Source organism: Methylorubrum zatmanii (assembly GCF_014845115.1).
GTDB classification, from domain to species: Bacteria; Pseudomonadota; Alphaproteobacteria; order Rhizobiales; family Beijerinckiaceae; genus Methylobacterium; species Methylobacterium zatmanii.
The window spans coordinates 1-19209 of the sequence record NZ_NKUI01000033.1; the positions used below are offsets into that span (position 1 = coordinate 1).

A 19209-nucleotide genomic window follows, 5' to 3' on the forward strand; every position below is an offset into this window, starting at 1 on the left:
TTAGAGCCGGCGAACCGTCCTGTCAACCCGCCCCACCGGCACCGCAGTGCCCGGACCGGCCGACACTCCAAGACATCAAAGACAGCGAACGCCCGATCCAGTCACCCGGATCAGCTCCGCTTCCCCAACAGTCTCGAAGACCACCGGAACCCCGCCCCAGCCAGACACTGGAGAGCGTCGCCCCGTCGGTGAGGCAGCATCTATGGGTTCTGCGAATCGGCGTCAAGCGCCGCTTCGAAAAAACTTCGCCATTCGATCACGGCGACATCACAGAGATGCGACGGCGCGCGGCCGATCCCATCCTTTCTTTCCCGTATCCGTTCTCCCCTCCCCTTCCCCTTTCCCTCCGCGCGCGGCGCTTGCCTCAATCTGGACATGCTGGCCCCGGACATCGGTCACTGTCGGCGGACCCCGACGCCCGAACTCCCCGGTCGCTCACCTCCTGCGAGTCTGGTAGGACGAAGGGGCCACATCCGGTCCGAAGCGCCGACGCAGAGGAAGTCCGTGACGCGCGAGCGACTGAAGATCGGGGGAACGACGGCGGCAGCGCGGCGGCGCCCGGCAAACCTGCCGCGCGGCGTCGAGCCGCCCCTGAACCTCCTCGGCGCGGAGGCCCGGCAGATCGATCGACGCGACGTCAATCTGCGCTGGCTCTGCGCCAGTGCGCTGACGGGCATTACCGGCGCCTTGCTGATGGGCGCCGCGATCCATGTTTCGCTGCAGGGCGACGTGTCCTTGGCGGCGGTATCCGACCGCCCGAACCTCGCTCCGCGTCCTCAGGTCCAGGCGCCCTCGAACGACGAGCCCGGCATCGCCTCGGCGCAGAAGGGCGACCGGCTGGTGCGCAACCTGATGGTCGCCTCGGCCAAGCAGAGCTTCCGCACTCCGGTCACCGTCCGCCTCGGCGACCGGGAGATCATCAAGGTCCGCCCCTTCGTGCGGATCTCGTCCAACCTGTCGATGTCGACCGGCGTGTTCGCCAGCGACATCCCCCGCTTCGACCCGATGAAGTTCGTCTCCGACGAGCCCCAGGAACGCGCCCCCGATCCCGGCGCGTCGGATGCGCCGGGTGCTGAAGTCACGGTGGTGAAGCGCGATCTCGCCGAGGTCACCGTCGAGGCGAACGCCCCCGGCCTCTCGGATGACGACGTGACCGCCCAGGTCGAGGAGGAGCGGCGCCTCGCGGCGGAAGCCGGCCGTCGCACCGCCCTTCCCCTGGCGCCTCAGATCCTGCTCTCGCGCACCCTGCAGCAAGGCTCCGCCTTCACCGGATTCGGCGAGGGGAACGGCAAGGGCAAGCTCGGCGAGGACAACAGCCCGTTCAAGTCGATCGAGGTGCTGGTCGTCCCCGAGAACGTGACGAAGCTCGCCAAGGTGGAGCTGCGCTCCGGCGAGGCGCCCCTGGTCGAGGAGCGCGACCTCGCGCTGAAGCGCGGCGACACTCTCGAAGCGCTGCTCAAGGCGACGGGGCAAGCCTCCGACGCGGCGATCACGGGGATCGTGGCGGCTTTGGGCGGCAAGGCCAAGGTCGCGGCCCTGTCGGAGGGACAGCAAGTCCGCGTGCAGATCGCGCCGGGCCCGAAACCCGGCGACGGCCGGCAGGTGACCCGCGTGGTGCTGTTCGGCGAGAGCGGCGTCCAGGCCATCGCCGCGATCAACGATCACGGGGAGTTCGTCTCCGTCGCCCCCCCGGTGGACGAGGCGCGCGGCCGCCCCCGGGAGCAGGCCCAGGCCGAGGCGCAAGACGGGGACGACGAGGATGAGGGCAGCGGTCCGCGGCTCTATCAGAGCCTCTACGAGACCGGCGCCCGCCACGACGTGCCCCGTCCGACCATCGAGGACATCCTCCGGATCTTCAGCTACGACATCGATTTCCAGCGTCGCATCTCATCGGGCGACGGGATCGACCTGTTCTATACTTACGACGAGGAGGCCGGGCCCGGTGCCGCCGAGCGGCCGGAACTGCTTTACGCCGCGCTCAATCTCGGCGGCGAGTGGCGCAAGGTCTACCGCTTCCAGTCCCCGGACGATGGCTCGATCGATTACCTCGACGACCAGGGCCGCTCGCTCAAGAAATTCCTGATCCGCAAGCCCATCGCCGACGGCATCATGCGCTCCGGCTTCGGCTATCGGCGCCACCCGGTGCTCGGCTACGCCAAGCTGCATACCGGGGTCGACTGGGCCAACCCGATCGGCACGCCCATCGTCGCCGCCGGCAACGGCACCGTCATCAAGGCGGAATGGGATTCCGGCTATGGGCGCCGGGTCGAGGTGCAGCACATCAACGGCTATGTCACGACCTACAACCACATGTCCCGTTTCGCCCGCGGGATCAGCGCCGGCGCCCGGGTCCGGCAGGGGCAGGTGATCGGCTATGTCGGCTCGACCGGCCTCTCCACCGGCGCCCACCTGCATTACGAGGTGATCATCAACGGGCACTTCGTCGATCCGATGAAGATCCGCGTGCCGCGCGGGCGTGAGCTCGACGGCCGGCTGCTCGCCGAATTCAAGCGCCAGCGCGATCAGATCGAGGCGACGATGCAGAAATCGAAGACCGCCACGGCGATGGCCCAGCGCGACGCAATGCGCTGAGGCGGTGAAGCAGATCGGTTAAGCCTGATCACCGTGGGAGATAATCGAGCATCTCCACGAGATCGATGGTTCTGATCGCGGTTTTAGTCATGAAACACTCGCCCGAGAGTGTCCCCGCAAAGGTGCCGCCCTGATAGGCTGGATAGGGCCAGTGGCAAGCTTGGTTGCGGAATCTCAGCCAAGTCTGTTGAGTAGTTTTCAAATCATTTTTGCCTTCGTCATTAAGCACAGCCATCAACCTCCGATAATTCTGATTCAGAAGTGTATCCCAGATCTGAACTTCTCGATCGATGCATACCCCAGCGCCGAGCGTCGTGGCGCCATCCTGGGTGCCCCGGCAAGGACGGGCAACGAGATTGATGCAGGCCAGCTGCTTGTCCGCACCGAGCGCGCTCTCGAGGCAGGATACGATCGTGGCCGTCTCTTTCGCGCTCGGCGTCCTTCGCAGCCAGTCTTCTTCCGCGTGGGCGATGGAGACGACAGCTGTAGCGCCCAGAACGACTATCCGAACAATAGACCTCACTGTGCCCCCAGGGTGAGCGATGACCTACCGTGCGGATCGCTCAAAATTCAGCGCGGAGCAAGCAGAGGTTGAAATCGTGGGTATCGTCAAAAGCCCAACATCATTCTCACCGCCTCGGGCGTGACGCCCCGCGCGCGCAGATCGGCCAGCGCCTCCGAGCCCTTCGACTTGGCGAGCTTCTCGCCGTCCTCCGACCGGATCAGAGCATGGTGGTGATAGGCGGGGCTGGATCGGCCGAGGAGGTGCTGGAGCAGGGCATGGAGATCGGTCGCCGCCTCCAGATCCTGGCCGCGCACCACATGGGTGATGCCCTGCACGGCGTCGTCGCAGACCACGGCGAGGTGGTAGCTCGTCGGCACGTCGCGCCGGACGATCACCGCGTCGCCCCAGCGAGCGGGATCGGCGGCGACAATCTCCTCCGCGCCGTCCTCGGGGGAAAAGCGGCGGATCGAGAGGGGCGCCGTCAGCGTGCGCAGGGCGGCGGGCATATCGAGGCGCCAGGTATGGGGCTCGCCGCGCAGGCGCCGTGCCGTCGCCTCGGCGGCGGAGAGGTGGCGGCAGGGGCCGGGATAGAGCGGCGCACCGTCGGGATCGCGCCGGATCTCCTCCCCCCGCGCCGCGCGCGCGGCCACCTGCGCCGCGATCTGCCCGCGTGAGCAGAAGCAGGGATAGATCAGGCCCCGCTCCGCCAAGCGGTCGCGGGCCGCGGCATAGTCGGAAAAATGCTCGGATTGGCGGCGCAGGGGCGGCGCGAAGGTGAGGCCGAGCCACGCGAGATCGGCCAGGATACCGCTCACGAAATCCGGGCGGGTGCGGCCGAGATCGATGTCCTCGATGCGCAGGAGCAGGCGGCCGCCGAGCCGGTCGGCGACACGGGCATTGAGGAGCGCGGAATAGGCGTGGCCGAGATGCAGCCGCCCGTTCGGACTCGGTGCGAAGCGCAGCACCGGTCTGGGCTCCCGGAGCGCTCGGTCGCCAGAAGCGGTGGCGGCCGTTCGGGACGCGTCTCCGGTCACGGCTCTCCGGTGGGGCGCAGGCAGGCCATGGCGCCCGGCGTGCAGGCGATGCCCGGCAACGAGCAGGCCGCCCCGTCCTCGGTGCGGCGGCAGATCGTGCAGCCGTCACCCCACTCGGCGCAGGCCGGGTCCTGCGCCGGCGCCAGCACCGCCTGCGGGGCCGTGCGGGGGGCGAGCGCGCCGATCAGCACCGTGGCGGCCACGAGGGCGAGCACGCTCAGGGCGACGCGCCGGTCGCGGCGGGCGGTCTTCGGATCGTGGTCGGGGTCTGCGGGCATGGCTCGGTGTTGGCGCGGATGCGGCGGGACTGTCAACGCCGCGGGTCCGGCCGCCGCGACGAGGCCCGGTCACGATGCCGCGCCGGACGCAGACGATCCCCGCCGAGTTGCGGGGAACATCCGGCACGCTCATTGCGATGCCGATCAGTGGACGACCCAGAAACGGACAGGGAGGGGAGATTCACGCCAGAACGGAGCCTCGGCGCATGCTCTACGGCCTCTATTTTCTGACCTGCATGGTCGCGAACCCCACGCATTGCGTGATGCGTGTCCACCGCTTCAACGAGGATGTCTTCACACCGCAGCAATGCCTGAGCGTCGCCCAGCCGCAGATGGCGGCGTGGCAGAACGCGCATGGCGACCGGTGGCGGGTGGCGCGGTTCCGCTGCGGCTCACCGCCCCGGGATGACGGGACGCGGATCTGAGCCCTCCGCATCCCGCCTACCCTGCGGCTATTCTCCCGCTGCGTTGACCGATGGCGCGGCCTCACCCGCCAGCGCCGAGGCGACGGCGCGGGCGAAGGCCACGGGATCGCGCGGCGTGTCGCCGTCCTGGACGCGGGCAAGGTCGAGCAGGGTGCCGGCCAGCGCCTTGAGATCCTCGCCGGCCTCGGCCCGGTCGTTGAGCGACCGGATCAGGGCGTGGCGCGGATTGATCTCCAGAATCGGCGCGCTGCCGCCGAAGCCGCGCCCGGCCCGACGCAGCAGGCGCTGCATCTGCAGGTCGGGCCCCGTGCCGGAGGCGGCGAGCACCACGGCGCTGTCGACGAGGCGGTCGGTGGTGCGCACGTCGGAGACGTCCGGCTCCAGCGCGAGCTTGAGGGCGGCGACCAGCTTGTCGAGCGGGGGCGTCTCCGCCTCCTCGCCCTCGGGCTTGAACTTCGAGAGATCGGCCGCGCCCTGCGTCACCGAGCGCAGGGGCTTGTCCTCGAACTTGCCCAGCTGCTCCGGCCAGAAGGCGTCGACGTGGTCGGACAGCAGAAGGACCTCGACGCCGCGGGCGCGGAAGCCTTCGAGCTGGGCGGAGTTCTTGAGCGCCTCCACATCGTCGGCGACGAGGTAGTAGATCGCTTCCTGCTCCGGCTTCATGCGTGACACGTAGTCGGGCAGCGAGGTCCAGCCCTCCTGGGTGGAGGAGCGGAAGCGCAGCAGCGGCGCGATCTCGGCCCGGCGCTCGAAATCCTCGTAGATGCCTTCCTTCAGCACCGGCCCGAAATTCTCGAAGAACTTCTGGTATTCCTCGGCCTTCTCGGCATTCTTCGAGCGGTTGGTCAGCTCGGTGAGCACGCGCCCCGTCACCGCGCGGCGGATCTTCTGGAGCGTCGGCGTCGACTGCAGCATCTCGCGGGAGACGTTGAGCGGCAGGTCGTCGGTATCGACCACGCCCTGGACGAAGCGCAGCCAGTTCGGCAGCAATTCGGCCTCGTCGGTGATGAACATGCGCCGCACATGCAGCCGCACCTTCGAGCGCCGGTCGTCCTCCATCGCCATGAACGGCTTCATGCTCGGCACGAACAGGAGGCCGGTGAATTCGAGCGCGCCCTCCGCCCGCCAGTGCAGGGTCGCCCAGGGCTCGTCGAAGCCGTGGCTGACGGTGCGGTAGAACTCCTTGTACTGCTCGTCCGTGATCTCGGATTTGGGCTTGCGCCACAGGGCGGTGCCGCGGTTGGCCGCCTCTTCCTTTCCCTCCTCGTCGCGGATCGCGATCGGCACGGCGATGTTGTCGGCCCATTTGCGCACGACGTGGTCGAGCCGGTAGCTCTCCAGATACTCGTCGGCATCCTCCTTGAGGTGCAGCACGATGTCGGTGCCGGCCTGGTCGCGGCTCGCCGGCTCCAGGGTGTAGCTGCCCTTGCCGTCCGAGGCCCAGGTCCAGGCATCGTCCGCGCCGGCGCGGCGCGAGGTGACGGTGACGCGGTCGGCCACCATGAAGGCGGAGTAGAAGCCGACGCCGAACTGGCCGATCAGGCTCGGGCGCGAATCCTGCCCCTCTGCATCCGCCTTCGCCTCGCCGAGCGCCTGGGAGAAGGCGCGGGTGCCGGAACGGGCGATGGTACCGAGATTCTGCGCCAGATCCTCCTTGCTCATGCCGATCCCGGAATCCGAGATGGTGAGCGTGCGCGCCGCCTTGTCGGGCGCGATCAGCACCTTGGCGTCGGAGGGAAGCGCCAGGGCCTCGTTGGTCAGCGCCTCGAAGCGGCGCCGGTCGGTCGCGTCGGCGGCATTGGCCACCAGTTCGCGCAGGAAGATCTCACGGTCGGAATAGAGCGCGTGGACGACGAGATCCAACAGGCGCCCGACCTCGGCACCGAATTCGTGCCGCTCTACCGTATCGCTCAAGAGTCTGCCTCCCGGATAGGAGCGCCCGACCGGACGCCCGGCCGGCGCCCGCCCCTGCCGGAAGGCAGCGACGGCGCGGCGGACATCGCGCGAGGGACGCTCGAAAAAGCGGGGGCGATATGCCCATGGCGGAAGAGCAATTCAATCACTGCGGCGGGTGGCGGCGACGAAATCGGTGCCGTCACACCCGGCGAGCATCGTGGCCCCGATGCGGCCAAGGGCCGGCGAGGTCGGGGGCCGGCCTCAGTCTCAGGCCGCCAGCACCGTGGTCGGCGGCACGGCCGGAGCCGTCTCGATGCACTGATGCACCGTATCGAAGGCGGCGCGGATCGCGACGACCGCGTCTTCGGCGGCAACCAGGGTGGCGAGTTGCAGAGTGCCCGGCATTTCGCCAATACGCCGCGTCGCAAACACAATGGAATGTTCGAGCCGCAACAGCTCTTCCTCGGCATTGACACCCGAAAGACTGGCCAGACGATGAAGCGCAGCTTCCAGAGCGTGGCGCAAGACAAGCGTTCTCACACGATCCTGAAGGATCGCCCGGTCATTCTGCTTCATGTGTTGAGCTGCCCGCCGATTCGCAGCCCTCATCATGTCATCGCCGCCGCAGCAGCGCAGTTCCATTTCTGCAACATTTGATGAAAGGCGGATGCAACCTGGGAACCTTTTCGTAACCTCACGGATCGTCGCCCCGATCGATGTCCTCAGCCCCGGGAGGGCGCCCAGGTCGCGCGGCCGGCGAATGGCGGGGCTGCGCCGGGGCAAGCCCAAGCCGGTTGCCCTTCGGGCGCGCGCGTGGTCCTGATCCCGCTTCTCGGTCCGGCTTTGCCGACCCTCAAGCGTTCTCCAGAGTCGATCATGCCCGATACGCCCGTCTTCGCCCATGCGGCCGTCGCCGCGCCCCACGCGCTGGCGGCCGCCGCCGGACAGACCGTGCTGGCCCAGGGCGGCAACGCCATCGAGGCGATGGTCGCCATGGCGGCGGCCATTGCGGTGGTCTACCCGCACATGAACAGCATCGGCGGCGACGGCTTCTGGCTGATCCGCGAGAAGAGCGGACGCATCCGCGGCATCGAGGCCTGCGGGCCGGCCGGCGCCCTCGCCACCCGCGCCCGCTACCGGGAGAAGGAACTCGACGCCATTCCCTCCCGCGGCCCGGACGCGGCGGTGACGGTGGCGGGAACGGTTGGCGGCTGGCGCCTCGCCCTCGACATGGCCCGTGCCTTCGGCGGCCGACTGCCCCTCGACACCATCCTGGCGGATGCCATCCGCCACGCCCGCGAGGGCTGCCCGGTCTCGCCCTCAGAGGCGCGCTACGTGCCGAAGGAACTCGACACGCTCCACGACGCACCGAACTTCGCCGCGACCTATCTGAGCGAGGGCAAGCCTTCGCCGGTGGGGACGATCCGGCGCCAGCCCAAGCTTGCCGACACCCTGGCCCAGCTCGCCCATGCCGGGCTCGACGACTTCTACCGGGGCGATATCGGCCGCGAGATCGCCGCCGACCTGGAGCGCCTCGGCGCGCCGGTGACCCGCGCCGACCTCGAGGCCTATGCCGCGAGGGAGCGGGCGCCGCTGACCCTGCGGCGGCGCGATGCCACGCTCTACAACTTCCCGCCCCCCACCCAGGGCCTCGCCGCCCTCATCATCCTGGGGCTGTTCGACCGCCTGAACGTGCGGGAGCCGGAGAGCCTCGCCCATTATCACGGGCTGATCGAGGCGACGAAGCGGGCCTTCGCCATCCGCGACCGCTTCGTCACCGATTTCGACCGTCTGACCGGCGACCCGGCCGCCTTCCTCGACCCGAAGCGCCTCGACCGCGAGACCGCCCTCATCGATATGGGCCGCGCGGCGAGCATTCCGGTGCGGATGGGCGAGGGCGACACCGTCTGGATGGGCGCCATCGACAAGGACGGCATGGCCGTCTCCTTCATCCAGTCGGTCTATTGGGAATACGGTTCGGGCTGCGTGCTGCCGGGAACCGGCATCTGCTGGCAGAACCGCGGCATGTCCTTCTCCCTCGACCCCAAGGCGGTGAATCCTCTGGAGCCGGGCCGGCGCCCGTTCCACACCCTGATCCCGGCGCTCGCGGCCTTCGATGACGGGCGGGTCATGTCCTACGGCTCCATGGGCGGCGACGGTCAGCCGCAATTCCAGGCGCAGATCTTCACCCGCTACGCCGATTACGGGATGTCGGTGGCCGACGCGATCGATGCGCCGCGCCTGCTCTACGGCCGCACCTGGGGCGCCGAATCCCTCAGCGTGAAGGTGGAAGACCGCTTCGATCCCGGCTGCATCGCCGCCTTGCGACGCCTCGGCCACGACATCGAGGAACTGGGCGGCTCCTATATCGACTCGCTGGGCCATGCCGGCATGCTGGTGCGTCACCCCCGCGACGGACGGATCGAGGCGACCCACGATCCGCGCTCGGACGGTGGCGCGGCAGGCCTCTGAGAAACGGCCCCCTCCCCCTCGCAGCCTCGGGAATGGCATGAGCATCCTCAATCAGGACCAGTCCGACTACTGGAACGGCGAGGTCGGGCAGCGTTGGGCGGCCCAGCACCGGGCCCTCGACGCGGTGTTCGCGCCCTTCACCGAGGCTCTGTTCGCGCGGGCCGCCCTCGCCCCCGGCGACCGGGTGCTCGATATCGGCTGCGGCGCCGGCGAGACGACGCTCATCGCGGCGCGGACGGTCGGCGGCGGCGGTCAGGTCACCGGCGCCGATCTCTCCGAGCCCCTGCTGGCCACGGCCCGCGCGCGGGCGGCGCAGGAAGCGCCGGGCACCGCGCCGGTCGCGTGGCTTCGGGCCGATGCTCAGACCCATGATTTCGGTTCCAGCTTCACCCATGTCCTCTCGCGCTTCGGCGTGATGTTCTTCGAGGATTCCGCCGCGGCCTTCGCCAATCTCCGCCGGGCTCTGGCTCCGGGTGGGCGGCTGAGCTTCGTCTGCTGGCGCGGCATGGAAGAGAATGCCTGGGTCATGGTCCCGCGAGAGCGGGTGCTGCCCCTCCTGCCGCAGGTCGAGCCGCCGCGCCCCGGCGCGCCGGGGCCTTTCCGCTTTGCCGATGCCGCGACGCTTTTGCCTCTTCTTGAGGCAGCTGAATTCCGCGCCATCTCCTGCGAGGCGATCGACCGCGCCATGGTCCTCGGAGACACGCCGCAAGTGGCCGCCGACTTCGTCGCGACCCGTGGCCCGATCGCCCGCCTACTGCATGAGCAAGATCCGGCGCTCAAGGAAACTGCCTTGAATGTAATCACCGCAGGATTCGCCGAGCGGTTCGGCAATGGTCCGGTCGCCCTGGGTGCCGCCTGCTGGCTCGTCACCGCGCAGGCTTGAGCACATCGCTGGCACAGCCCTTGCGGAGCCACCGCGCCGCAAGGAGTGAATGATGCATACAGTTTCCGATCGGACGCGGTGGACCCAGCTGGGCCTGGGACTCCTCGTCATGATGACGATCTCCAGCCCGCAATATGTCTGGACGCTGTTCGTGAAGCCGTTCCAGGCGACGACGGGGGCGAGCCTCGCCGCCGTGCAGGTCGCCTTCACGATGCTGATCGTGCTCCAGACCTTCTTCTCGCCGGTGCAGGGCTGGCTGATCGAGCGATTCAGCGCCAAGGGCATGATCGCGCTCGGCGCCGCCCTCTCCGGCCTCGGCTGGGTCGCCGCCTCCTACACCGACACCCTGTGGGGCCTCTACGCCACCTACGGCCTGCTCTGCGGGCTGGGCACCGGCATCGTCTATGTCGGTGTGGTCGGGCTGATGGTGCGCTGGTTCCCCGAGCGGCGCGGCTTCGCGGCGGGCGTCGTGGCGGCGGGCTACGGGATGGGCGCCATCGCCACCACCTTCCCCATCACCGACATGATCGCCGCCTCCGGCTACCGCCACACCCTGTTCGTGTTCGGCGCGGTCATGGCCGTCATCGGCGTCGTCGCGGCGCTGGGCCTGCGCAGCCCGAAGGCCGGCGAAACTCCCGCCATTCCCGCGGACAAGGTGGCGAGCGCCGCCCGTGACGTGGCGCCCTCGGCGATGCTCAAGACCCCGCTGTTCTGGCTGATGTTCGCCATGATGGCGCTGATGTCGACCGGCGGCCTGATGGTGGTCGCGCAGTTCTCCGCCTTCGCCAAGGAATTCGGCGTTGCCGACGCCCTGGTGTTCGGCTTCGCCGCCCTGCCCTTCGCCCTCACCTTCGACCGGATCACCAACGGCCTGACCCGGCCGTTCTTCGGCTGGGTCTCGGACCATGCCGGCCGCGAGAACACCATGGCGGTGGCCTTCGCCCTCGAAGCGGTGGCGATCGGCATGCTGCTGATGTTCCGTGAGAACGCTTACGCCTTCGCCCTGCTCTCCGGCGTCGTGTTCTTCGCCTGGGGCGAGATCTTCTCGCTGTTCCCCTCGACGCTGACGGACACCTTCGGGACCAAGCACGCCACCACCAATTACGGCTTCCTCTACATGGCCCAGGGCCTCGGCTCGCTGCTCGGCGGCCCGGTCGCGGCGCTGATCCACGATGCGGTGGGAAGCTGGGTGCCGGTCTTCGGCATCGCCATCGGCCTCGACCTCGTGGTGGCGGCGCTCGCGTGGTTCGTGCTCAAGCCCGCCCGCCGCGCCTATCTCGGCGTGCCCGGACCGGCCGTGCCGGACGTCGCCCTGCCGCTCGCCGCCCGGCCGGTGGCCGGCTGAGGCCACTCCGCGTCGGCTCTGGTTCTCCGGAGCCGGCGCGCGTAACGACATCGGCGAAGACGCTCCCGTCCTCGCGGATCTCGCCCATGGACACGACCTTGCACACGACCTCGCGGCGCGGCCCATGACCGCGCCGCTGGCCTTCGCACCGGGTGCACTGCCCTGGCTCACCCTCATCGGCATCGGCGAGGACGGGCGGGCCGGCCTCTCCCCCGCCGCCGCCGCCGCCCTCGACGCAGCCGAAGTGGTCTATGGCGGGCGCCGCCATCTCGCCCTGGCCGCGCCGCTGGCCGCCGAAACCCGGTCCTGGCCGAGCCCGATCGGGGAGGCCTATCCCGGCATTCTGGCCCGGCGCGGCCGGCCCACCTGCATCCTCGCCACGGGTGATCCCTTCCATTACGGCATCGGCGCCGAGATCGCCCGGCTGGTGCCGGCCCCCGAGATCCGCGCCTTTCCGCAGCCCTCGGCCTTCAGCCTCGCCGCCGCGCGGCTCGGCTGGTCCCTGCCCGAAACCGCCTGCATCACCCTGCATGGGCGCGATCTCCTCAGCATCGTCCCGCATCTCCAGCCCGGCGCGCACCTTCTCGCCCTGTCCTGGGACGGCGCGACCCCGGCCGCTCTGGCCGGGCTGTTGACGGAGCGGGGTCTCGGCCGCTCGCGGCTGACCGTGTTGGAAGCGATGGGCGGCCCTCAGGAGCGAATCCGGGCCGACCGGGCCGACGGATTCGGGCTCGCCGACATCGCCGCCCTCAACACCGTGGCCGTGGAGGTGGAAGCGGAGCCCGGCGCCCGAATCGTCTCCCTGAGTCCCGGCCTCGACGATGCATGGTTCGAGAATGACGGGCAGCTGACCAAGGCCGAGATCCGCGCGGTGACGCTGGCGGCCCTACGCCCGCGGGCGGGCGAGATCCTGTGGGATCTCGGCGCCGGATCGGGCTCGGTCTCCATCGAATGGTGCCTGCGCCACGCCGCCAACCGCGCTGTGGCGGTGGAACGCCGGCCGGACAGGGCCGAGCGGATCGCCCGCAACGCCAGGGCGCTCGGCGTGGGCGCCCGGGTGCAGCTCGTCGAAGGCGCCTCGCTGGCCTCCCTGCCGGGACTGCCGCCGCCCCAGGCGGTGTTCATCGGCGGCGGCGTGGCCGAGCCGGGTCTGCTGGCCGCCTGCCGGGAGGCGCTTCCGGCCAACGGGCGCTGCGTGGCCAATGCCGTCACTCTTGAGGGCGAGGCGGCCCTGCTCGCCGCCTTCACGGAAGCCGGCGGCGCCCTGCGGCGGCTCTCGGTGGCCCATGCGGTGCCGGTCGGCGGCCTGCATGGCTGGCGTCCGGCCATGCCGATCACGCAATGGGTCTGGACCAAGCCGTGAACCGAGCCGTGAACGAAGCCAAGCCCGGCGCCGTCGCCGGCATCGGCTTCCGCCGGGCGACGACGGCCGGGGAGATCGTCGCCCTGCTGCGCCACGCCCTCGCCGCGGCCGGACTTCAATCCGAGCACCTCGCCGCCGTCGCCACCGCCGCGGATCGGGCCGGCGAACCCGCCCTGTGCGCGGCGGCCGCCGCCTTCGGGCTGACGCCGCTCGGTCTCGATCCGGCGGCCCTGGCGGCGGCCGATGCGCGGGGCGTGACCCGCTCCGCCCGGATCGCGGCGCTCCGGGGCATCGGGTCGGTCGCGGAGGCCGCGGCCCTTGCCTGTGCCGGCCCGGACGCACGCCTCATCCTGCCCCGCATCGCCAGTGCCGGAGCGACCTGCGCCCTCGCTGTCCCGGCCGGCACGCCAAGTCTTCCTTAACCCTGCCCCACCCTTTCGCCGGGCGGGAAGGGAACCTTTCACGGATGACGATCCAACACCGCTCCTCGTCAGACAGGGCTCGGACGGTGATGGAAGTGTCGATCCCCACCCTGCAGTTCACCGATTTCCTAGTGTTCGGATCCTGCGGAGCGATCTTCCTCTGCAACTGGGTATTGAATCGGCGGAAGATCTACTTCCTCTGCTTCGGCGCGGGCTACGTCGTCTGCGCCGGCATGGCGGCGTGGTTCGTGGATTTCGGTGCTTACGGCAGCCTCTGGTCGCCGATCGGCTGGTCGCTCACGGGAGGCGCCTTCTGGATCGGGCTGCGGCTGTTCGATGGGCGCCCGGCTGTGACGCGGCCGATGCTCGTCCTGTTCCTGCTCCCCACGGCCACGCATGGCGTCCTTTCCTGCGCGGGCTTCGGTCCCGCCACAATCAATGCCGGCGGCACCCTCGCCTACGCCCTGCACGAAGCGGCGGCCGCCCTCTACGTCCTGAGGGCACCGCCCGCGCGCTCACCCCTGCGCGGCCTGATCGCCCTGGCCCTGCTCACCATCGCCGTGGCGATCTGCCTGCCCCTGCTTCCCCTGCGCGAGACCTTCGTGCGGCTGTCGATCGTCGGCATCTTCGTCGTCGATCAGGTCACCACCATCCTGCTGACGACCTCGATCCTCGCCCTGGAAGCGGAGAAGGCCCATGCTGCGGTCGAGGCGATGGCCCGGACCGATGGGCTGACGGGCGCCCTGAACCGGCAGGGCCTCGCGGCCAAGACGAGCGGCGGCCTCGGGCAGGCCGGAATCATCGTCGCGGATCTGGATCACTTCAAATCGATCAACGACCGCTTCGGTCATGCCGGCGGCGACGCGGTGCTGCGGGAATTCGCCCGGCGGGCGGGATCGCTCCTCCCCGGGGACAGCCATCTCGCCCGGCTCGGCGGCGAGGAATTCGGGATCGTGCTGCCCGGCCGCGACCAGCGCGCCACCGCGCGCCTCGCCGAACGCCTGCGCCACACCATCGGCAGCGCCCCCGTCCTCTGGAAGGAGGCGACGATTCCCGTCACCGTGAGCGTCGGTGTCGCGGCGCTGGCCGCCGGCGAGGTGCTGCACGAGGCCCTGGAGCGGGCCGACAAGGCCCTCTATGCCGCCAAGACGGAGGGCAGGAATCGGGTTCGGGCCGCCTGAGCCCCTCCGCTCTCCACAACATCCGGTCCGATGCTGTAAGCGGGCGGCCATGACCGTTCATTTCATCGGCGCCGGCCCCGGTGCGCCCGACCTCATCACCGTGCGCGGGCGCGACCTGATCGCCGCCTGTCCCGTCTGCCTCTATGCCGGATCGCTGGTGGCACCGGAGATCCTGTCCTGGTGTCCGCCGGGGACGCGCATCGTCGACACCGCGCCCCTCGACCTCGACGCGATCATGGCGGAGATCGCCGCCGCCCATGCACTGGGCCGCGACGTGGCGCGGCTCCATTCCGGCGACCTCTCGGTCTGGAGCGCGCTGGCGGAGCAGACCCGCCGGCTCGATGCCCTCGGCATCCCCTACACGGTCACACCGGGCGTCCCCTCCTTCGCCGCGGCCGCCGCCCTGCTGCGGCGCGAATTGACCGTGCCGGGCCTCACGCAATCGGTGGTGCTCACCCGCACCTCCGGCCGCGCGAGCCCGATGCCGGAGCGGGAAACGCTCGCCGCCTTCGCCACCACCGGCGCGACCCTGGCGCTGCATCTCTCGATCCACGTGGTGGAGGAGGCCTGCGCCGAACTGACCTCCTTCTACGGGCCGGACTGTCCCGCCGCCGTCGTGTTCCGCGCGACCTGGCCCGACGAGCGGATCCTGACCGGCCCGCTCGCCGAGCTGCCCGGCCTCGTGCGGGCGGAGAGGATTGAGCGCACCGCCCTGATCCTGATCGGGCCGGCCCTCGACCCGACGGACTTTCGCGACAGCGCCCTCTACGCCCCCGATTATGATCGCCGCTTCCGGCCCCGCGGCGCGGTCGGCGCCCCCGGAGAGACGTCGCGGTGATGCCCGCCCCCGGCCTCCTCGTCGCGGCGCCGCGCTCCGGCTCCGGCAAGACCACGGTGACCCTCGCGCTGATGCGGGCGCTCCGGCGCCGGGGCGTCGCTCTGCGCGGCGCCAAATGCGGGCCGGACTACATCGACCCCGCCTTCCACGAGGCGGCGACGGGCGCGCCCAGCCTGAACCTCGACAGCTTCGCCATGCCCGACACCCTGCTCGACGCCTGCGCCGGCCTCGCCGCGCGGGACGCGGCGCTCGTCGTCGCCGAGGGCTCGATGGGGCTGCATGACGGCATCGTCGCGGGCGAGGGCCGCACCGGGGCGAACGCGGACATCGCCGCCCGCTACGGCTGGCCGGTTCTGCTGGTGCTCGACGTGTCGGGCGCGGCGCAATCGGCCGCGGCGGTGGCGCTCGGCTGCGCCGCCTACGATGCCCGGATCCGGATCGCGGGGGTGATCCTCAACAAGGTCGCGAGTCCGCGCCACCGCCGGCTGGTCGAGGCGGGCCTGGCGCGGGTCGGCCTGCCGGTGCTCGGCGCCTTCCCGCGCGAGGCCAACCTCGTCCTGCCGGAACGCCATCTCGGCCTGGTCCAGGCCGGCGAGACCGCCGACCTCCATGCCCGCCTCGACCGGCTCGCCGAACTGGCCGAGGCCTGCCTCGATCTCGATGCGATCCTGGCCGTGGCGGGCGGACGCTCCCCGAACGCGTCGGAGGGCCTGCCGCAGCCGCCGGCCCAGCGCGTCGCCGTGGCACGGGATGCCGCCTTCTCGTTCCTCTACCCGCACATGCTGGCGGGCTGGCGCGCGGCCGGCGCCGAGATCGTGCCGTTCTCGCCGCTTGCCGACGAGGCACCGGCTGCCGATTGCGGCGCCTGCTGGCTGCCGGGCGGCTACCCCGAGCTGCATGCCGGCACGATCGCCGGAGCGCACCGCTTCCTCGACGGCCTGCGCCGCTTCGCGCAGGAGCGGCCGGTCCACGGCGAATGCGGCGGCTACATGGTCCTGGGCGAGAGCCTGGAAGATGCCGAGGGCGTCAGCCACCCGATGGCGGGACTCCTGCCGGTCGCGACCTCCTACCGGAAGCGCAAGCTCCATCTCGGCTACCGGGTGGCCCATCTCGTCGCAGACGGGCTGCTGGGCCCGGCCGGCACGCGCCTCGTCGGACACGAGTTCCACTATGCCAGCGAGCTGACACCGGCCCCGAAAGACGATCTCGCCCTGGCGCGGGTGACGGATGCGGAGGGCACGCCGCTCGGCCTCGCCGGACATCGCCGCGGCCATGTCACGGGAAGCTTCTTCCACCTGATCGCGGGATCGGCGCCCTTGTAACACCGCCCGCCGTGAGCGGGCCCCGAAAGCCGGCGCCCGGCTTCGGGGATCCCGGATCAGGAATCGAGGATTTCCGGATCCTTCTTGCGGCCGAGGCGCGCGGCACTGCGCACGATGGCCAAAACCTCGCGGCGCATCTGATCGTCCTCGATCGTGGCGAAGGCGCGCAGCAGGTCGACGGCGCCGTGCGCACGCAGGAAGCCGAACACCTCCGTCTGCTCCTGCGCGGCGGCGCCGTCGCCCTCCTCGAAGAAGGCGGAGACCGGCACTTCGAGCAGGCGAGCGATCTCACGCAGGCGCCCGGCGCCGACGCGGTTCTGCCCCTTCTCGTATTTCTGGACCTGCTGGAAGGTCACGCCGACCGCAGTCCCAAGCGCCGTTTGGCTCAGGCCGCGCGCCTTGCGCAACGCGGTGATCCGGAGCCCGACAAGGCGGTCGACATCGGTTGTTTGTTTCGGCATCATCTTACGACACGGTCCCTGTTCGATGTCGCAGACCGACCCAAGGACCTCAGGTCGGCAGCGCTGGAGTTCTTGCTAACATCTCGCGACACCTCGCATCGCTTCTACTACCGGAGAGGGCCGGACCGATGCGTCGCGAGGCAACCGTATCGCTGTGTTTTAGCCTAACTGCAGCTTCACCATGAAGTGCATGCGAAATGCAAGGCCTACCTGTTATCGGATGGGAGTTTTCACTTATCCGCTCATCTCCGTTCGCGGAACGTTCATGCCGCGAAATCGCAGACACCCGTTGAAGTTTCATGGACTTCCCAACGAATTCGCTGGATGGAAGGGATCGTCTTGCCCCTGGCGCAGCCATCTCGCCACAGCCACGGGCCGAAATTAACGTAGAGTCATCACGATCGGGCGATCACGGTAAGCCGGCCCGATCCAATCGGGAGCAATCCGGCATGTTCATCGCGATGAACCGGTTCAAGGTCGTCAAGGATTCGGCGCAGGATTTCGAGCAGGTCTGGCTCGGGCGCGACAGCCATCTCGGCGAGATGGACGGATTCGTGGAGTTCCACCTGCTCAAAGGGCCGGAAGCGGAGGATCACATCCTCTACGCCTCGCACACCGTCTGGCGCTCGCGGGCCGATTTCGAGGCCTGGACCCGGTCGGAGCAGTTCCGCAAGGCGCATGGGCGGGTGCCCGGCACCAAGCCGCTCTACCTCGGCCATCCGCAATTCGAAGGCTTCGAGTCGATCCAGACCGTCGCCCATCCCGAAGCCGAACAGGCGGCCTGACCCCCGCCGGCATCGTCCCGGTCACTCCGGCCGGGACGATGCCGGCTCCTCTCACCGCAGCCGGGGCAGGAATACCGCCAGCAGGCCGAGGGCCGGCAGGAAGGCGCAGAGTTCGTAAACCCGCTCGATGCCGACATGGTCGGCCACCTCACCCAGCAGGGCTGCGCCGAGCCCGCCCATACCGAAGGCGAAGCCGAAGAACAGGCCGCCGACGAGACCGATCCGGCCCGGCAGCAAGTCCTGAGCATAGACCAGGATCGCCGGCATGGCCGAGGCCAGGATCAGACCGATCGGCACCGACAGAACCACCGTCCAGGCCAAGCTCACATGCGGCAGGACGAGGGAGAACGGCAGCACGCCGAGGATCGAGATCCAGATCACGAGCTTGCGCCCGAACCGATCGCCGATCGGGCCACCGAGGATCGTCCCCGCCGCCACCGCCCCCAGGAAGACGAACAGGTAGACCTGGGCCAGCGCCACCGGCACGCCGAAGCGATGAATCAAGTAGAAGGTATAGTAGGACGAGAAGCTCGCCATGTAGAAGTATTTGGAGAAGATCAACCCGAGCAGGATCGCCACCGTCGCCACGATCCGCACCCGGCTCAAAGGGCTGGCCGCTGGCCCGGAGCCCTTGCGGGTGCCCCGGGGCGCCGTCGCGAGCTGGCGCGCGTACCAGCGGCCGACCGCTGATAGCACGAGGATGCCGGCAAGCGCCGCGAAGCAGAACCATGCGACGCTGCCCTGGCCATGGGGCACCACGACGAAGGCGGCGAGCAGGGGCCCGAGCGCCGTGCCGGCATTGCCGCCGACCTGGAACACCGACTGCGCCAGCCCGTAGCGGCCGCCCGAGGCGAGGCGCGCCACCCGGCTCGCCTCCGGATGGAAGATCGCGGAGCCGAGCCCGATCAGGGCCGCGGCGGCGAGGAGGGCGCCGTAGACGGGGGCGATCGACAGCAGGGCGAGGCCGACCAGCGACAGCCCCATGCCGGAAGCCAGCGAGTAAGGCAGCGGGCGCCGGTCGGTATAGAGCCCCACCGCCGGCTGCAGCAGCGAGGCCGTCCCCTGGAAGACGAAGGTGATGAGCCCGATCTGCCCGAAATCGAGCCGGAAGCTCTCCTTGAGCAGCGGGTAGATCGCCGGCAGGAGCGACTGCACGAGGTCGTTGAGCAAGTGCGAAAGGCTGAGCCCCAGCAGCACCGCGAGGGTCGGCCCCGCCCCGCGTCCCGGCGAGGCTGAGGCCTGGGTCACGCCAACCGGCCCCTCTGACAGGCCCGGCACCCCCAGGCCCCCACCCGCTTCGGCTCTCATGCCGCACTCCATTGGACCTGCTCCGGCCGCGAGACCGGCTTGGCACGGCGATCTTTCCGCAACGCGGCCCCGCATCTCAGAGCGCCAACCGAAACCCCG

Annotated in this window: 18 protein-coding genes; 12 read left to right on the forward strand and 6 right to left on the reverse strand. The window is 69.8% G+C overall.

Features of this window, described 5'->3' with window-relative positions:
• The first annotated feature begins 504 nt into the window (after positions 1-504).
• On the forward strand, positions 505-2592 hold the full coding sequence (locus MZTS_RS04390) for a peptidoglycan DD-metalloendopeptidase family protein (protein ID WP_192282022.1): 2088 nt from the start codon (positions 505-507) through the stop codon (positions 2590-2592).
• A gap of 28 nt (positions 2593-2620) precedes the next feature.
• On the opposite strand, the gene MZTS_RS04395 is transcribed toward MZTS_RS04390, so the two are convergent.
• The 3 genes from MZTS_RS04395 to MZTS_RS04405 all read right to left on the reverse strand — a co-directional run bounded on the left by MZTS_RS04395 (position 2621) and on the right by MZTS_RS04405 (position 4409).
• Positions 2621-3115, reverse strand: coding sequence for a lysozyme inhibitor LprI family protein (locus MZTS_RS04395; protein ID WP_192282025.1), 495 nt, complete (start codon positions 3113-3115; stop codon positions 2621-2623).
• A gap of 86 nt (positions 3116-3201) precedes the next feature.
• The gene (gluQRS, locus tag MZTS_RS04400) at positions 3202-4062 is read right to left on the reverse strand and encodes a tRNA glutamyl-Q(34) synthetase GluQRS (RefSeq protein ID WP_192282028.1); all 861 of its coding nucleotides are present in this window, start codon (positions 4060-4062) and stop codon (positions 3202-3204) included.
• 65 nt (positions 4063-4127) lie between these two features.
• On the reverse strand, positions 4128-4409 hold the full coding sequence (locus MZTS_RS04405; protein WP_192282031.1) for a hypothetical protein: 282 nt from the start codon (positions 4407-4409) through the stop codon (positions 4128-4130).
• Positions 4410-4615: 206 nt separating this feature from the next.
• On the opposite strand from MZTS_RS04405, the gene MZTS_RS04410 reads away from it, so the two are divergent.
• On the forward strand, positions 4616-4834 hold the full coding sequence (locus tag MZTS_RS04410; protein WP_009864235.1) for a hypothetical protein: 219 nt from the start codon (positions 4616-4618) through the stop codon (positions 4832-4834).
• Between the two features lie 27 nt (positions 4835-4861).
• On the opposite strand, the gene htpG is transcribed toward MZTS_RS04410, so the two are convergent.
• Positions 4862-6748 carry a molecular chaperone HtpG gene (gene htpG, locus MZTS_RS04415; protein WP_192282034.1) on the reverse strand — a complete coding sequence of 629 codons (1887 nt, stop codon included), beginning with the start codon at positions 6746-6748 and terminating at the stop codon, positions 4862-4864.
• Between htpG and MZTS_RS04420 the strand changes: the two genes are divergently transcribed.
• The 9 genes from MZTS_RS04420 to MZTS_RS04460 all read left to right on the forward strand — a co-directional run bounded on the left by MZTS_RS04420 (position 6680) and on the right by MZTS_RS04460 (position 16556).
• The gene (locus tag MZTS_RS04420; protein WP_192282037.1) at positions 6680-7387 is read left to right on the forward strand and encodes a hypothetical protein; all 708 of its coding nucleotides are present in this window, start codon (positions 6680-6682) and stop codon (positions 7385-7387) included. The two genes, htpG and MZTS_RS04420, sit on opposite strands and share 69 nt — an antisense overlap.
• 219 nt (positions 7388-7606) lie before the next feature.
• Positions 7607-9202, forward strand: coding sequence for a gamma-glutamyltransferase family protein (locus MZTS_RS04425; RefSeq protein ID WP_192282040.1), 1596 nt, complete (start codon positions 7607-7609; stop codon positions 9200-9202).
• A gap of 37 nt (positions 9203-9239) precedes the next feature.
• Positions 9240-10085, forward strand: coding sequence for a class I SAM-dependent methyltransferase (locus tag MZTS_RS04430; protein ID WP_192282043.1), 846 nt, complete (start codon positions 9240-9242; stop codon positions 10083-10085).
• Positions 10086-10137: 52 nt separating this feature from the next.
• Positions 10138-11430, forward strand: a complete 1293-nt coding sequence (gene oxlT, locus MZTS_RS04435; RefSeq protein ID WP_192282065.1) for an oxalate/formate MFS antiporter — start codon at positions 10138-10140, stop codon at positions 11428-11430.
• Positions 11431-11554: 124 nt separating this feature from the next.
• Positions 11555-12793 carry a precorrin-6y C5,15-methyltransferase (decarboxylating) subunit CbiE gene (gene cbiE / locus MZTS_RS04440; protein ID WP_192282046.1) on the forward strand — a complete coding sequence of 413 codons (1239 nt, stop codon included), beginning with the start codon at positions 11555-11557 and terminating at the stop codon, positions 12791-12793.
• On the forward strand, positions 12772-13215 hold the full coding sequence (locus tag MZTS_RS04445; RefSeq protein ID WP_009864958.1) for a cobalamin biosynthesis protein: 444 nt from the start codon (positions 12772-12774) through the stop codon (positions 13213-13215). The genes cbiE and MZTS_RS04445 overlap by 22 nt, the downstream gene beginning before the upstream one ends.
• Positions 13216-13259: 44 nt before the next feature.
• Complete coding sequence (locus MZTS_RS04450) at positions 13260-14396, forward strand: GGDEF domain-containing protein (protein ID WP_246481991.1); 1137 nt, start codon at positions 13260-13262, stop codon at positions 14394-14396.
• Between the two features lie 49 nt (positions 14397-14445).
• Positions 14446-15234 (forward strand): precorrin-4 C(11)-methyltransferase, encoded by a 789-nt coding sequence (gene cobM / locus MZTS_RS04455; RefSeq protein WP_192282049.1) that lies wholly within the window; start codon positions 14446-14448, stop codon positions 15232-15234.
• Entirely contained in the window at positions 15231-16556 is a 1326-nt protein-coding gene (locus tag MZTS_RS04460) for a cobyrinic acid a,c-diamide synthase CobB (RefSeq protein WP_192282052.1), read from the forward strand. The genes cobM and MZTS_RS04460 overlap by 4 nt, the downstream gene beginning before the upstream one ends.
• A 56-nt stretch (positions 16557-16612) precedes the next feature.
• Here the strand turns inward: MZTS_RS04460 and MZTS_RS04465 are convergent, their stop codons facing one another.
• Positions 16613-17020, reverse strand: coding sequence for a helix-turn-helix domain-containing protein (locus MZTS_RS04465; RefSeq protein ID WP_192282055.1), 408 nt, complete (start codon positions 17018-17020; stop codon positions 16613-16615).
• A gap of 446 nt (positions 17021-17466) precedes the next feature.
• On the opposite strand from MZTS_RS04465, the gene hmuQ reads away from it, so the two are divergent.
• Positions 17467-17802, forward strand: a complete 336-nt coding sequence (gene hmuQ, locus MZTS_RS04470) for a heme-degrading protein HmuQ (RefSeq protein ID WP_192282058.1) — start codon at positions 17467-17469, stop codon at positions 17800-17802.
• A gap of 51 nt (positions 17803-17853) precedes the next feature.
• On the opposite strand, the gene MZTS_RS04475 is transcribed toward hmuQ, so the two are convergent.
• Complete coding sequence (locus MZTS_RS04475; RefSeq protein ID WP_192282061.1) at positions 17854-19110, reverse strand: MFS transporter; 1257 nt, start codon at positions 19108-19110, stop codon at positions 17854-17856.
• Between the last annotated feature and the right edge of the window lie 99 nt (positions 19111-19209).